The 16,357-nt window shown below is 62.2% G+C and carries 4 protein-coding genes; 3 read left to right on the top strand and 1 reads right to left on the bottom strand.

The window, feature by feature from the left end; genetic code table 11:
* Positions 1-85 precede the first annotated feature (85 nt).
* Positions 86-889, top strand: a complete 804-nt coding sequence (locus CKW21_RS25975) for an ABC transporter substrate-binding protein (protein ID WP_170948731.1) — start codon at positions 86-88, stop codon at positions 887-889.
* Positions 890-1,083: 194 nt separating this feature from the next.
* Positions 1,084-2,097 (top strand): GNAT family N-acetyltransferase, encoded by a 1,014-nt coding sequence (locus tag CKW21_RS25970; protein ID WP_095196730.1) that lies wholly within the window; start codon positions 1,084-1,086, stop codon positions 2,095-2,097.
* Positions 2,098-2,252: 155 nt separating this feature from the next.
* Here the strand turns inward: CKW21_RS25970 and CKW21_RS25965 are convergent, their stop codons facing one another.
* Positions 2,253-2,801, bottom strand: a complete 549-nt coding sequence (locus tag CKW21_RS25965; RefSeq protein ID WP_095196729.1) for an RNA polymerase factor sigma-70 — start codon at positions 2,799-2,801, stop codon at positions 2,253-2,255.
* A 391-nt stretch (positions 2,802-3,192) separates the two neighbouring features.
* Between CKW21_RS25965 and CKW21_RS25960 the strand changes: the two genes are divergently transcribed.
* Positions 3,193-16,191, top strand: coding sequence for a non-ribosomal peptide synthetase (locus CKW21_RS25960; protein ID WP_095196728.1), 12,999 nt, complete (start codon positions 3,193-3,195; stop codon positions 16,189-16,191).
* The last annotated feature ends 166 nt before the right edge of the window (positions 16,192-16,357 follow it).

The following is a 16,357-nucleotide window of genomic DNA, read 5'->3' as shown; positions in this document are numbered from 1 at the left end:
TTGGTCGGCAGGAAACTGGCTAACTGGGCGAAACCGCCTAGCTTGAATGCATTGATGCGGTATTTCTGGGGAGTGGGTCGTTTTGATGTCTTCGCCAATTCGGACGGCTTCGCGTCTATTGCTGGCAGCGCTGGCGGCGTTATCGATATTGCCGTCCCAGGCAGCACAACTAGTGCGCATCGGTGCCGCACACTTTCCTCCGTATACCGTGCGCCCGGAAACCGGTGTCGACACCGGGCTGCTGCCGCAACTGGTCGAGGCGCTCAACGCCCTGCAAAGCAATTATCAGTTCGTACTGGTGCCCACTTCCATTCCCCGGCGTTTTGGTGACTTCAAGCAAGGCCGGGTGGACATGGCGATCTTCGAAAACCCCGACTGGGGCTGGAAAGATATTCCACACACCACTGTCGACATGGGCCTGGAAGACGCCGAGATATTCGTCGCGCAACGCCAGCCCGAAGGGCAACCCGCTCGCCAGCAAGACTATTTTGCCGAGCTGACGGGAAAGCGCCTGGCGCTGTTCAGCGGTTACCACTACGAATTCGCCAATTTCAACGCCGAGCCCAAATACCTCGCCACCCACTACAACGCCACGTTGACTTACTCCCACGACAGTAACCTGCTGATGGTACTGCGCGGCCGCGCCGACATCGCCCTGGTCACACGCTCTTACCTGAGCGACTACTTTTTACGCAATCTGAAAGTCGCCGATCAGTTGCTGGTGTCCGATCGTATCGATCAGGTTTATCACCACTACGCCATCCTGCGCCCCACCGCGCCGATCACGGGCGAGGCGTTCGGCAAGTTGCTGCAAGGGTTGCGGGACAATGGGCAGATGCTGAGGATTTTCGATCCGTACAAGATTGCGATCGTGCCGGTTCCGCATTGACCGATTTGGTCCATGTGGGAGCGAGCCAGCTCGCGAAAAACGCCAGGACAACGCGGTTATTCAGATAGGGCGCGTTTTCGTTGGCGTCCATCGCGAGCAGGCTCGCTCCCACAGTGGAATCGGTTTCTTTTAAATTTCCCGCCCCGGCTCACGTCACATCGTAGAACTGTCGACGATTATCGTGAGCCCGACCCATGTCCAATCCGAATGCCCTGACTGCCCTGGCCTTACCCACAGGCAACAGTCTTGTAGCCGATGAAACCGAAAACCGGCTGAGCCTCAGCCTTGAAGGACAACCACTGATCCAGCTGCGCCTGAACCGCGACGCCGAGTTGCAACTGCAATTGGAAGAGAGCAGCGATCACCCTGTCAGCCAGGCCATTTGGTCAGCCTGCTATTGGTTGTTCGCCCGTGACCCGGCCTGCCAGCGCCTGACCTGGCGACTGGATGAAGCGCCGACTGAAGCCTTGCTCAGCGGCATGCTGGTCACTACGGAAACCGTCGGCGAGTACCGCTGCGAACGCACCTTGTTCTGGCAGTTGCCGCAGCCCTGGCTGGTGCAGCCGCTGACCAGCGGTTATCCACAGCAAATGGTCATCAGTGGTGGCAAGCGCCATCCGCTACGACCGGTGAAGCCGCAGGGCGAGGTCTATCGGCGTTTCGATGCCCGACTCGGGGTGTGGATTTCCTTGCGCACGGTCGACATCGACCAAGACCTCGCCCGTTTCAACCGTTGGCAGAACAGCCCGCGCGTGGCGAGTTTCTGGCAGGAGGAGGGCAGCCTCGAACAGCATCGTGAGTACTTGAAAAAACTCGCAGCGGATCCCCACACGGTGACGCTGATCGGCTGTTTCGACGATCAACCGTTCGCCTATTTCGAAGCCTATTGGGCCAAGGAAGATCGCATCGCACCGTTCTACGATGCCGGCGATTACGACCGTGGCATTCACATGCTGGTGGGTGAAGAAAACCATCGTGGCCCGCACAAGGTAGCGAGCTGGTTGCCGGCGTTGACGCATTACCTGTTTCTCGACGATCCGCGCACTCAGCGAGTGGTTGCCGAGCCTCGTGCCGACAACGCCAAGATGATCGGGTACATGCAGGGGCAGCGATTCCATTGCGAAAAGGAATTCGACTTCCCACACAAGCGCGCCGCGTTGATGGTGTTGGGGCGTGAGCGGTTTTTTGAGCGGTGTGAGTTGACATGATCGGTGGGGCTCAAGATCAGTTTCGGTCTTGAGTCAGTCTTCGCGAGCAGGCTTGCTCCCACATTGAATCCTCAGTGTGCACACAATGTGTGAGCACCCGAGATCAAATGTGGGAGCGAGCCTGCTCGCGAAGGGGGCGACGCAAATGTCAGATCTTAACGACGGGCACTGGTATCCGCACGATTGCCCGAGACCTTGCGGCAATGCACCAGCGCATCGCGAATCATGAAGTTCACCAGGGTTGGCGAGACACCGAGTTCCTTGGCGATGTCCTTTTGCGGCACGCCGTGCAGGCGGTACATCTCGAAGGCGTAGCGGGTACGGCTCGGCAGTTCGGTGAGCGCATCGGCGATGTTTTCCAGGGTGGAAAAATTGATGTGCGACGTTTCCGGTGAAGCCCCCTGAATCACCACGTTCAGACCTTCCTCTTCAGGCCCGGAATATTTCAGCTCCAGTGCCTGCTTGCGGTAGTGATCGATCGCCAGGTTGCGCACGATCTGGAACAGATAGCTGAGCTGAGCCTTGAACGAGGACGTGATCTGCGGCGCCGATTGCAGGCGGAAGAATGCATCCTGCACCACATCCTCGGCACGCGAGCGGCAGCCGGTGATGCGGGCTGCAATCTTGACCAGAATCAGTCGATTGTCGACGAAGGCCTGTAGTAGCGGCGAATCGCACCTGCTTGTGGACACTTGTTCCGTCATGGAAATCACCTTGCTGCCAAATAGGTTGGCAGGACGCCTGGAAGACCTGGGCTGCCCTACACATCGAGCGACAAATTATGTTGAATGATAATGATTGTCAATTGAGAAAGAGAAGTAATGCTCCTCAAAGGTGCAGAACGAGAACTGCGACACGCTGTCGCTCCCCATTGCGGCCCCCGGCCCGGTTGGCGTTCAAACCAGTCGACTAATTATTTCAAGATGTCATCCGTTCTCATTGGTGAATAGCACAGCGCAATCCTCATACCCCTGTAGGAGCGAGCTCGCTCGCGATGGTCGTTAACGATGACGATGGGCACCTGACACCCCGCGGCGTTCTCCGGTTTTTCGCGAGCAAGCTCGCTCCTACAGCCGAATTCAGGCAGGAAACCTCATGACCGACGCGTTCGAAATCCCCAGCACACTGGTCCAAGCCCTCCAGCGCCGCGCGGCCCTGACGCCGGATCGGCTGGCCTTGCGTTTTCTCGCCGAAAGCGAAGATCAGGCTGTGGTGCTCAGTTATCGCGAGCTGGATCAGCGAGCGCGGATTATTGCCGGTGCGCTGCAGGCCGAAGCCGGTTTGGGTGATCGCGCGGTGCTGCTGTTTCCCAGTGGCCCGGATTACGTCGCGGCGTTCTTTGGCTGCCTGTATGCCGGGGTCATCGCCGTGCCGGCTTACCCACCGGAGTCGACGCGCCGTCATCATCAGGAGCGCCTGCTGTCGATCATCAGCGATGCCGAGCCGCGCCTGCTGTTGACCAGCGCCGGCCTGCGCGATGCACTGCTGCAGATTGAAGGTGCACCGCCGCTGCTGTGTGTCGACACGCTCGACAACACAGTGGCCGAGCGCTGGGTCGCGCCGGACCTGCAAGACGATGACATTGCCTTTCTGCAATACACCTCCGGCTCCACCGCGTTACCCAAAGGCGTGCAAGTCAGTCACGGCAATCTGGTGGCCAATGAAGTGTTGATCCGCCACGGTTTCGGTATCGACCTCAATCCCGACGACGTGATCGTCAGCTGGCTGCCGCTGTACCACGACATGGGCCTGATCGGCGGCTTGTTGCAACCGATTTTCAGCGGTGTGCCGTGCGTGTTGATGTCGCCGGCATACTTTCTCGGCCGGCCATTGCGCTGGCTGGAGGCGATCAGCGAGTACGGGGGCACCATCAGTGGCGGGCCGGATTTTGCCTATCGCTTGTGCAGCGAACGGGTCAGCGAGTCGGCGCTCGAGCGGCTCGACCTGAGCCGCTGGCGTGTGGCGTATTCCGGGTCCGAGCCGATTCGCCTCGACACCTTGGAGCGCTTTGCCGAGAAGTTCGCCCGCTGCGGTTTCACAGAAGACAGTTTCATGGCCTCTTATGGTTTGGCTGAAGCCACGCTTTTCGTGGCCGGTACACCGCGCGGTCAAGGTATCGGCAACCTGCGTGTCGACGATCAAGCCCTGGCGCAGAACCGTGCACAAATGGGCGAGGGCAGCGCGATCATGAGTTGCGGCATCAGTCAGCCCGACCACGGCGTGCTGATCATCGACCCTGCATCGCTCGGCGAGTTGGCGGACAACGCGGTGGGCGAAGTCTGGGCCACCGGCCCGAGCATCGCCCACGGCTACTGGCGCAACCCCGAGGCGTCCGCCAAGACTTTTGTCCAGCACGCCGGCCGGACCTGGCTGCGCACCGGAGACCTGGGCTTCATGCGCGGCGGTGAACTGTTCATCACCGGTCGCCTGAAAGACATGCTGATCGTGCGCGGGCACAACCTTTATCCACAGGACATCGAGCAAACCGTCGAGCGTGAAGTGGAGGTGGTGCGCAAAGGGCGCGTTGCCGCGTTCGCGGTGAACATTGACGGTCAGGAGGGCATTGGCATCGCCGCGGAAATCAGCCGCAGCGTGCAAAAAATCCTGCCGCCCGAAGCCCTGATCAAAGCCATCCGCCAGGCCGTGGCCGAGGCCTATCAGGAAGCACCGGGCGTGGTGGTGCTGCTCAATCCGGGCGCATTGCCCAAGACTTCCAGCGGCAAGTTGCAACGCTCGGCGTGCCGCAATCGCCTGGCGGATGGCAGCCTCGACAGTTATGCGGTGTTCCCGTCGGCCACCACTGAAAACCAAGACGCGACGGCATCTGTCTGCGAACTGGAAGCACGGATCGGCCAGATCTGGGCCGAACAATTAAGCGTCAAGCAGGTCAGTGCCGACGATCATTTCTTCCTGCTCGGCGGCAACTCGATCGCCGCCACGCAAGTGATCGCCCGGGTGCGCGATGAACTGGGCCTGGAGCTGAACCTGCGTCTGCTGTTCGAAGCACCGACCCTGGCTGCGTTCACCGCCGCCGTGGCACAGCAACAACAAGACGGCGGCAGCGCCCAAGGCGAAATCACCGCGTTGTCGCGCACCGATGCGATGCCGCAATCCCTGGCGCAAAACCGCTTGTGGATTACCTGGCAACTCGATCCGCAAAGCAGCGCCTACAACATTCCCGGTGCCTTGCGCCTGCGCGGCGAACTGGACGAAGACGCCTTGCGCGTGAGCTTCCAGCAATTGATCGAACGCCACGAGTCCCTGCGCACGCGGTTCTTCGAGCGCGACGGCGTGGCCTTGCAACAGGTCGAAGCCGCAGGTGCGTTCAATCTGCAACTGATCGACATCAGTGATCTGCCGTTCGTCGAGCGTGAAGCTCGCGCTCGGCAAATCCGCGAGGACGAGGCCCGCACCCAGTTCGATCTGGAGAAAGGCCCGTTGCTGTGGGTAACGCTAGTGCGCCTGGATGACGAAGATCATCAGCTGTTGGTGACGATGCACCACATCATCGCCGACGGTTGGTCGCTGAACGTACTGATCGACGAGTTCTCGCGGTTGTACGCGGCGGCCTCCCAGGGGCAGCAGGCAACGCTCGCGTCATTGCCCACGCAATATGCCGATTACGGCAGCTGGCAACGCCAATGGCTGGCGCAAGGCGAGGGCGAGCGGCAACTGGCTTACTGGAAAGCGCAATTGGGTGACGAGCACCCGACGCTCGAACTGGCCACCGATCATCCGCGTTCCGCCAGACAGAACCACAGCGCCGCCCGTCACACCGTGCGTCTGGGCGCGCCCCTGAGCGAGGCCGTTCGCCAGACGGCCCAGGCCCATGAGTCGACATCCTTCATGTTGTTGCTCGCCGCGTTCCAGACCCTGTTGCATCGCTACAGTGGTCAGCGCGACATCCGCATCGGCGTGCCCAATGCCAACCGCCCGCGCCTGGAAACCCAGGGCCTGATCGGCTTCTTCATCAACACCCAGGTAATGCGTGCCGAGGTGGATTCGCGGCTGCCATTCATCGAATTGCTGGGGCAAACCCGTCGGGCCGCGTTGGGCGCGCAAGCGCATCAGGATCTGCCGTTCGAACAATTGCTCGAAGCCTTCCCGCAGGCGCGTGAACAAGGCCTGTTCCAGGTCATGTTCAACTATCAGCAGCGTGATCTCGGCGCCTTGAAGCGCCTGCCGGGGCTGCTCGCTGAAGAGCTGCCGTGGCACAGCCGTGAAGCCAAGTTCGATCTGCAACTGCACAGCGAAGAGGATCGCAACGGTCGCCTGTCGTTGTCCTTCGACTATGCTGACGAGTTGTTCGACGCCGCGACCATTGAGCGTCTGGCCGAGCATTTCAGCCATCTGCTTCAAGCCATATGTGCACAACCGGCCACTGCTGTCGGCGATCTGCAGTTGCTGACGTCGACCGAACACGATCAGCAAAACACCTGGAGCGTTGCCCCGTGCGAACCGGCGCAACAGTGGCTGCCGGAGCGGCTCAACGAACAGGCACGCCAGACGCCGGAACGCACCGCGTTGTTGTGGGACGGCGGCAGCCTGGACTTCACCGAACTGCACACCCGGGCCAATCGCCTGGCCCATTACCTGCGCGACAAAGGTGTCGGTCCGGATACCTGCGTAGCAATCGCCGCCGAGCGTTCGCCGCAACTGCTGATCGGCCTGCTGGCGATCATCAAGGCCGGTGGCGCCTACGTGCCTCTGGACCCGGATTACCCCGCCGAGCGCCTGGCCTACATGCTCAGCGACAGCGGGGTCGAATTGCTGCTGACCCAGACCGCTTTGCTCGACCGCTTGCCGGCCACCGACGGCGTCAGCGTGATCGCCATGGACGCCCTGCATCTGGAAAACTGGCCGAGCCATGCGCCAGGCCTGCATTTGCACGGCGATAACCTGGCCTATGTGATTTACACCTCCGGTTCGACCGGCCAACCAAAAGGTGTCGGTAATACCCACGCAGCCTTGGCCGAACGTCTGCAATGGATGCAGAACACTTATCGCCTGAACGACAGCGATGTGTTGATGCAAAAGGCGCCGATCAGTTTCGACGTGTCGGTCTGGGAGTGCTTCTGGCCACTGATCACCGGCGCGCGCCTGCTGATCGCCGGCCCCGGTGAACATCGCGATCCACATCGCATCGCGCAGCTTGTTCAAGCATTTGGCGTGACCACGCTGCACTTCGTACCACCGCTGCTTTCATTGTTCATCGACGAACCGCTGAGCGCCGAATGCACCAGCCTGCGTCGTGTGTTCTCCGGTGGCGAAGCCTTGCCCGCCGAGTTGCGCAATCGCGTGCTGGCACAACTGCCGGCGGTGCAATTGCACAATCGCTACGGCCCGACCGAAACCGCGATCAACGTCACTCATTGGCACTGCAGCAGCGCCGATGGCGAGCGTTCGCCGATAGGCCGGCCGCTGGGCAACGTGGTCTGCCGCGTGCTGGATAGCGACCTCAATCCGGTTCCGGCCGGTGTGCCGGGTGAACTGTGCATCAGCGGCATTGGTCTGGCCCGTGGTTACCTGGGTCGTCCGGCGCTGACCGCCGAGCGTTTCGTGGTCGACCCACTGGGTGAACAGGGTGCGCGGCTGTATCGCACCGGCGACCGTGCACGCTGGACGGCTGACGGCGTGATCGAATACCTCGGCCGTCTGGATCAGCAGGTCAAGTTGCGTGGTTTCCGCGTCGAGCCGGAAGAAATCGAAGCGCGTCTGCTGGCCCGGGAGGGCGTCGCCCAGGCCGTGGTGCTGGTGCGCGAAACCGCGGCCGGTGCACAGCTGATCGGCTACTACACCGCCACTGACGCCGCCGAAAGCGAAGAGGCTCAAACCGCGCGCCTGAAAACCGCGCTGGCGGCCGAATTGCCGGAGTACATGGTCCCGGCGCAACTGATGCGCCTGGCGCAAATGCCCCTCAGCCCCAGCGGTAAAGTCGACCGTCGCGCCCTGCCGGAACCGCAGTGGCAGGTGCGTGAACACGTTGAACCGGTGACTGAACTGGAACAACAAATCGCCGGCATCTGGCGCGCAGTGCTGGGGCTGGAACAAATCGGCCTGCGCGACGATTTCTTCGCCCTCGGCGGTCATTCGTTGCTGGCCACGCAAATCATCTCCCGTACCCGTCAGGCCTGCGACGTCGAATTGCCGCTGCGTGCGCTGTTCGAGCACAGTGAACTCGGCGCGTTTGCCGAACAGATCCGCCTGATCCAGGCCAGCGGCCACACCAACAAACAGCCGCCCATCGAAAAGGTCGACCGCAACCAGCCGGTGCCGCTGTCCTATTCCCAGCAGCGCATGTGGTTCCTCTGGCAAATGGAACCCGACAGCCCGGCCTATAACGTCGGCGGCATGGCGCGTCTGCGTGGAGTATTGGATGTCGGGCGTTTCGAGGCGGCGCTGCAAGCGCTGATCCTGCGCCACGAAACCCTGCGCACCACCTTCCCGAGCGTCGACGGCGTGGCCCGTCAGCAGGTGCATGCCGAGACGGGCGTGCGCATGGACTGGAAGGATTTCTCGACGTTGGCCGCTGACGACCGCGAGCAGCGCGTGCAGCAACTGGCTGACGATGAAGCGCACCTGCCGTTCGACCTGGAAACAGGACCGTTGTTGCGCGCCTGCCTGGTCAAGACCGCCGAGCAAGAGCACTACTTCGTGCTGACCCTGCACCACATCGTCACCGAAGGTTGGGCGATGGATATCTTTGCCCGGGAACTCAGCGCGCTGTACGAAGCGTTCGTCGACGACCGCGAATCGCCGCTGGCGCCGTTGCCGGTGCAGTACCTGGACTACAGCGTCTGGCAGCGCCAGTGGCTGGAGTCCGGCGAACGTCAACGCCAGCTCGACTACTGGACCGCGCAGCTGGGCCGCGAACATCCGTTGCTGGAGTTGCCCGGCGACCGTCCGCGTCCACCGGTGCAAAGCCATCAGGGCGAACTGTTCCGTTTCGACCTGAGTGATGATCTGGCGGCGCGGGTCCGCGCCTTCAATGCGCAACAGGGCCTGACCCTGTTCATGACCATGACCGCCGCGCTGGCCGTGCTGCTTTATCGCTACAGCGGCCAGACCGATCTGCGCATCGGCGCGCCGGTGGCCAACCGCATCCGCCCGGAAAGCGAAGGGCTGATCGGCGCGTTCCTCAACACCCAGGTGTTGCGTTGCCAGCTCGATGGCCAAATGTCGGTTGGCGAGTTGTTCGAGCAGGTGCGCCATACCGTGATCGAAGGCCAGTCCCATCAGGACCTGCCGTTCGATCATCTGGTCGAAGCCTTGCAGCCACCGCGCAGCGCCGCCTACAACCCGTTGTTCCAGGTGATGTGCAACGTGCAACGCTGGGAATTCCAGCAGAGCCGCACGCTCGCCGGCATGACGGTGGAGTACCTGGCCAACGATGCCCGCGCGACCAAGTTCGACCTTAACCTTGAAGTCACCGACCTCGACCATCGCCTGGGCTGCTGCCTGACCTACAGCACCGATCTGTTCGACGAGCCGCGCATTGCGCGCATGGCCGGGCACTGGCGCAACCTGCTGGAAGCGCTGATCGCCGATCCGCAGCAGCGACTGAGCGAACTGCCGCTGCTCGATGCCGCCGAACAGCAACAATTGCTCGACAGCCTCGGTGTCGAGCCGGGCGAGCATCGCCTCGATCAGTGCATCCATCATCTGTTCGCCGAGCAGGCGCTGGTGCGCAAGGACGCGCCGGCACTGACCTTCGCCGGACAGACCCTGAGCTATGCCGAGCTCGACAGCCGTGCCAATCGCCTGGCCTGGGCGCTGCGCGAACGTGGCGTCGGGCCGCAGGTGCGCGTGGGCCTGGCGCTGGAGCGTTCGCTGGACATGGTGGTCGGTCTGCTGGCGATCCTCAAGGCCGGTGGCGCCTACGTGCCGCTTGATCCGGAATACCCGCTCGATCGCCTGCATTACATGATCGAGGACAGCGGCATTGGCTTGCTGCTCAGCGATGCGGCGATGTTCAAGGCACTGGGTGAGTTGCCATCCACCGTGGCCCGTTGGTGCCTTGAAGAGGACGCCGCCGAACTGGCCCATTACCCGACCACCGAGCTGCCATTGATCAGCCTGCCGCAACATCAGGCTTACCTGATCTACACCTCGGGTTCCACCGGCAAGCCCAAAGGCGTAGTGGTGTCCCACGGCGAAATCGCCATGCACTGCCGCGCCGTGATCGAGCGCTTCGGCATGCGCCCGGACGATTGCGAACTGCATTTCTATTCGATCAATTTCGACGCTGCCACCGAGCGCCTGCTGGTACCGCTGCTCAGCGGTGCGCAAGTAGTGTTGCGTGCCCAGGGCCAATGGGACGCCGAAGAAATCTGCGGACTGATCCGCACCCATCGCATCAACATTCTCGGGTTCACCCCAAGCTACGGCAGCCAGTTGGCGCAGTGGTTGGCGACGCAAAACGAAATCCTGCCGGTACGCATGATCATCACCGGCGGTGAAGCGCTGACCGGGGAACACTTGCAGAGGATTCGTGCGGCGTTCAAGCCGAGCCTGTTCTTCAATGCCTACGGCCCGACTGAAACCGTGGTCATGCCGCTGGCCAGTCTCGCGCCCGAGGTGTTGGAAGAGGGGGCCGGCAGCGTGCCGATCGGCAGCGTGATCGGCGCCCGCGTGGCGTACATTCTTGACGCCGATCTGGCCCTGGTGCCACAAGGCGCGACGGGTGAGTTGTTCGTCGGCGGTGCCGGTCTGGCCCAGGCCTATCACGAGCGTGCGGGCATCACCGCCGAACGCTTTGTCGCCGATCCGTTCGCGGCCAATGGCGGGCGCATGTACCGCACCGGCGACCTGGTGCGCCAGCGTGCCGATGGATTGGTGGAATACCTTGGCCGGATCGACCATCAAGTGAAGGTCCGTGGTTTCCGCATTGAGCTGGGTGAAATCGAAACCCGCCTGCTGGACCATGAATCGGTGCGTGAAGCGGTTGTATTGGCACTTGATGCACCGAGCGGAAAACAGTTGGTTGGCTATCTGGTTACCGATGTCGCCGAGCAGGATGAAACGCAACAAACCGCGTTGCGCGAAGCCCTCAAGTCATACCTCAAGGTGCAACTGCCGGACTACATGGTGCCCACGCATCTGATCCTGCTGGCCAGCATGCCGCTGACCGCCAACGGCAAGCTCGATCGCCGTGCGTTACCGGCACCGGACCCGGAGCTGAACCGCCAACAGTACGTGGCGCCGAGCAACGAACTTGAGGTGACCCTGGCGCAGATCTGGTGCGAAGTACTCAACGTCGAACAGGTCGGTCTCAACGACAACTTCTTCGAACTCGGCGGCGACTCGATCCTGTCGATCCAGGTGGTCAGCCGTGCACGGCAGCAAGGCATTCACTTCAGCCCGCGGGACCTGTTCCAGCACCAGACCGTGCAGACCCTCTCCACCGTGGCGACTCGTACCGAGCAGGTCACGGCCGAGCGTGTCATTGCAGAGCAAGGCTTGCTCACTGGCCAATCGCACCTGACGCCGATCCAGCACTGGTTCTTCGATACCGACATCCCGCAGCGCCAGCACTGGAACCAGGCGTTGTTGCTGCAACCGACCATGACGCTGGAACCCCATCGCCTCGAGCAGGCGCTGTTGGCGCTGATTGAACAACACGATGCCTTGCGCCTGCGCTTCAGTGAAGTCGCCGGCCAATGGCATGCCGAGCATCAGTCGATTTCCGATACGCCGGTGTTGTGGCAAGTGCGCGTGCCGTCCATGGACAAATGCGCCGCCCTGTTCGCCGAAGCCCAGCGCAGCCTCGACCTTGCAGAAGGACCGCTGATGCGCGTGCTGCTGGTCGATGGCCCCGAGGGGCAACAACGGCTGTTCATCGCCATTCACCACCTGGTGGTGGATGGGGTTTCATGGCGTGTGCTGCTGGACGATCTGCAAACGCTGTATCGCCAACTCGACGCGCGGCAGGCGGTAAAATTGCCGGCGAAAACCAGCGCGTTCAAGGACTGGGCCGCACGCTTGCAAGCCTATGCCGGCAGTGAATCCCTGCGTGAAGAACTGAGCTGGTGGCAGGCGCAACTGGCAGGGCCGAATGCGCATTTGCCGTGCGAACGCCCCGAGGGCGGCCGGCAGAACCGCCATGCGCACACCGTCAGTGTGCACCTCGACAGCGAGCGCACCCGGCAATTGCTGCAACAGGCACCGAGCGCTTATCGCACCCAGGTCAACGACCTGTTGCTGACCGCGCTGGCCCGTGTTTTGTGCCGCTGGAGTGGTCACGAATCGGCGTTGATTCAACTGGAAGGTCATGGCCGCGAAGCGCTGTTCGACGAGATCGACCTGACCCGTACCGTCGGTTGGTTCACCAGCGCTTATCCACTGCGCCTGATACCCGCGCCAGAGCAGGGCGACTCGATCAAGGCGATCAAGGAGCAGCTGCGTGCCGTGCCGCATAAGGGCCTGGGTTACGGTGTGCTGCGTTATCTCGCCGATGACCTGAGCCGTCAGAGCATGGCCGCGTTGCCGGTGGCGCCGATCACCTTCAACTACCTGGGGCAGTTCGACCAGAGCTTCGGTGCCGAGGCGTTGTTCCGTCCGCTGGATGAAGCCATCGGCGCGGCCCACGATCCGCGGGCGCAGTTGCCCAACGAGTTGAGCGTCGACGGTCAGGTCTACGGCGGTGAACTGGTACTGCGCTGGACTTTCAGCGCCGAACGCTTTGATCCGCAAACCATCCACGATCTGGCTGACGCCTACGTGGGCGAGCTGCAGAACCTGATCGAGCATTGCCTGGCGGATGACGCGGGCGGCCTGACGCCGTCGGACTTCCCGCTGGCGAAACTGAGCCAGACACAACTCGATGCGCTGCCGGTACCGGCCTCGGTCATCGAAGACGTCTATCCGTTGACCCCGATGCAGGAAGGCATGTTGCTGCACACCTTGCTGGAACCGGGCACCGGCCTGTACTACATGCAGGACCGCTACCGCATCAACAGCGAGCTTGATCCGCAGCGCTTCGCCCAGGCCTGGCAAGCGGTGATCGCCCGTCATGAAGCCTTGCGTGCGTCATTCTGCTGGAACATCGGCGAAGACATGCTGCAGGTTATCCACAAGCCGGGCAGCACGCCGATTGAATACCTGGACTGGAGCGATATCGCCGACGCCGAGCAGGAACCGAAGTTGCAAACCCTGCTCAAGACCGAGCGCGAAGCCGGGTTCGATCTGCTCAACCAGGCACCGTTCCACCTGCGCCTGATCCGGGTTGGCGCGGCGCGTTACTGGTTCATGATGAGCAACCACCACATCCTCATCGATGCCTGGTGCCGTTCGCTACTGATGAACGATTTCTTCGAAATCTACAGCGCCCTCGGCGAAGGCCGGGAAGCGCAGCTGGCCGTACCGCCGCGTTATCGCGACTACATCGGCTGGCTGCAACGCCAGAGCCTGGACGAAGCGCGGCAGTGGTGGAAAACCAATCTGCAAGGCTTTGAACGGACCACGCCGATTCCGGGTGACCGGCCGTTCCTGCGCGAACATGCCGGCGACAGCGGCGGCATGATCGTCGGCGACCGCTACACAAGGCTCGACGCCCGTGACGGTACGCAATTGCGTGAACTGGCCCAGGCCCATCAACTGACCATCAATACGTTCGCCCAGGCGGCGTGGGCTTTGGTGCTGCGACGCCTGAGCGGCGATCGAGACGTGCTGTTCGGCGTCACGGTGGCCGGGCGTCCGGTGGACATGCCGCAAATGCAGCGCACCGTCGGCCTGTTCATCAACAGCATCGCGCTGCGGGTGAAGATGCCGGAGGACGATCAGCGTTGCAGCGTGCGTCAGTGGCTGACAGGGTTGCTCGACAGCAACATGCAGTTGCGCGAGTACGAGTATCTGCCACTGGTGAACATCCAGGAGCAGAGTGAGCTGCCCAAAGGTCAGCCACTGTTCGACAGCCTGTTCGTGTTCGAAAACGCCCCGGTGGAAGTCTCGGTGCTGGACCGCGCACAAAGCCTCAACGCCACCTCGGATTCGGGCCGCACCCACACCAACTTCCCGCTGACGGCGGTGTGCTATCCGGGGGATGACCTTGGGCTGCACCTGTCTTACGACCAGCGTTACTTCGACGAGTCCACGGTCGAACGCCTGCTCGGCGAGTTCAAGCGCCTGTTGCTGGCGTTGGTCGAAGGCTTCCACGGTGACATGGCCGACCTGCCATTGCTGGGGGGCGAGGAACAGGACTTCCTGGTCCATGGCTGCAACCAGAGCGACCATGCCTATCCACTGGAGCAGAGCTACGTCGCTTTGTTCGAAGCGCAGGTAGCCGCGCATCCGCAACGCATGGCGGCGAGCTGCCTGGATCAGCAGCACAGCTACCTGGAGCTCAACCAGCGCAGTAACCGACTGGGTCACGCACTGATCGCCGCCGGCGTCGGGCTGGACCAACCGGTCGCGTTGCTGGCTGAGCGTAATCTCGATCTGCTCGGCATGATCATCGGCAGCTTCAAGGCGGGCTCGGGGTATCTGCCGCTGGATCCGGGGCTGCCGAGCCAGCGCCTGAGCCGCATCATCGATCTCAGCCGCACGCCGCTGCTGGTCTGCACCCAGGCCTGCCGTGAGCAAGCGCTGGCGTTGCTGGATGAGTTCGGTTGCGCCAATCGACCGAAGTTGCTGGTGTGGGAAGAGGTGCAGGCGAGCGATGCATCGGTGGTCAACCCGGGCATCTACAGTGGCCCGGACAATCTGGCCTACGTGATCTACACCTCCGGTTCCACCGGTTTGCCCAAAGGTGTGATGGTCGAACAGCGCGGTATGCTCAATAACCAGTTGAGCAAGGTGCCGTACCTGAACCTGAGCGAGGCCGACGTGATCGCCCAGACCGCGTCGCAAAGCTTCGATATTTCGGTCTGGCAGTTCCTCGCCGCGCCGTTGTTCGGCGCGCGGGTGGACATCGTGCCCAATACCATCGCCCACGATCCCCAGGGTTTGCTGGCGCACGTTTCGGCCCAAGGCATCACCGTACTGGAAAGCGTGCCGTCGCTGATCCAGGGCATGCTCGCCCAGGAGCGAATGAGCCTTGACGGCCTGCGCTGGATGCTGCCGACCGGCGAGGCAATGCCGCCGGAACTGGCGCACCAATGGCTGTTGCGTTATCCCGATATCGGGCTGGTGAACGCCTACGGGCCGGCGGAATGCTCGGATGATGTGGCGTTCTTCCGTGTCGACATGGCCTCGACCCGCGGCAGCTATTTGCCGATTGGTACGCCGACCGATAACAACCGTTTGTACCTGCTCGATGGCGCGCTGGAACTGGTGCCGCTGGGTGCGGTGGGTGAGTTGTGTGTTGCCGGTACCGGGGTCGGGCGCGGTTATGTCAGTGACCCGCTGCGCACCGCCCAGGTGTTTGTGCCGAACCCGTTCGGTGCGCCGGGGGATCGCCTGTACCGCACGGGCGACCTGGCCCGCCGTCGCAGTGACGGTGTTCTGGAATATGTAGGGCGTATCGACCATCAGGTGAAGATTCGCGGCTATCGCATCGAACTCGGTGAAATCGAAGCGCGCCTGCATGAACAGCCGGAAGTCCGCGATGCGGCGGTGGGTGTGCAGGAAGGGGTGAACGGTAAGCACCTGGTGGGTTATCTGGTCGCGGCGGATTCAGCGCTGAATCCGGCCGAGCGCCTGGAACGCATCAAGCAACGCCTGCGCGCCGAACTGCCGGAATACATGGTGCCATTGCACTGGCTGTGGCTCGACAGGATGCCGCTCAACGCCAACGGCAAACTTGACCGCAAGGCCCTGCCGGCGCTGGACATCGGCCAGTTGCAGAGCCAGGACTATGCCGCACCGCGCAACGACCTGGAGCAGACTCTGGCCGCGATCTGGGCCGAAGTGCTGAAGGTGGAAAAAGTCGGCATCCGCGACAACTTCTTCGAACTGGGCGGGCATTCGCTGCTGGCCACGCAGATCGCCTCGCGCGTGCAGAAAACCCTGCAACGGGACGTGCCGCTGCGGGCGATGTTCGAGTGCAGCACGGTGGAGGAGCTGGCGGGGTACATCGACGGATTGGCAGCCGGCGACATCACCGAGGAGAAGGTGGATCGGTTGAATGATCTGATGGCGGAGCTGGAAGGGCTTTGATGCTCTAGCGCCTGTACAGGCCCCTTCGTCGGAACGCCGCCCGGAGCTTGCTCGCTCCCACATTTTGACTGCGAATACAGGTCAAATGTGGGAGCGAGCCTGCTCGCGAATGCATTGGTACAGGCGCATACAATCGTGTGATTGACTGCGAGTCGTCAGCCGCTCA

The sequence above is a fragment of the Pseudomonas sp. Irchel 3A7 genome (genome assembly GCF_900187565.1).
Lineage (GTDB): Bacteria > Pseudomonadota > Gammaproteobacteria > Pseudomonadales > Pseudomonadaceae > Aquipseudomonas.
The sequence above is the reverse complement of the archived record's forward strand: the minus strand, read 5'-3'. Positions and strand labels throughout refer to the sequence as shown.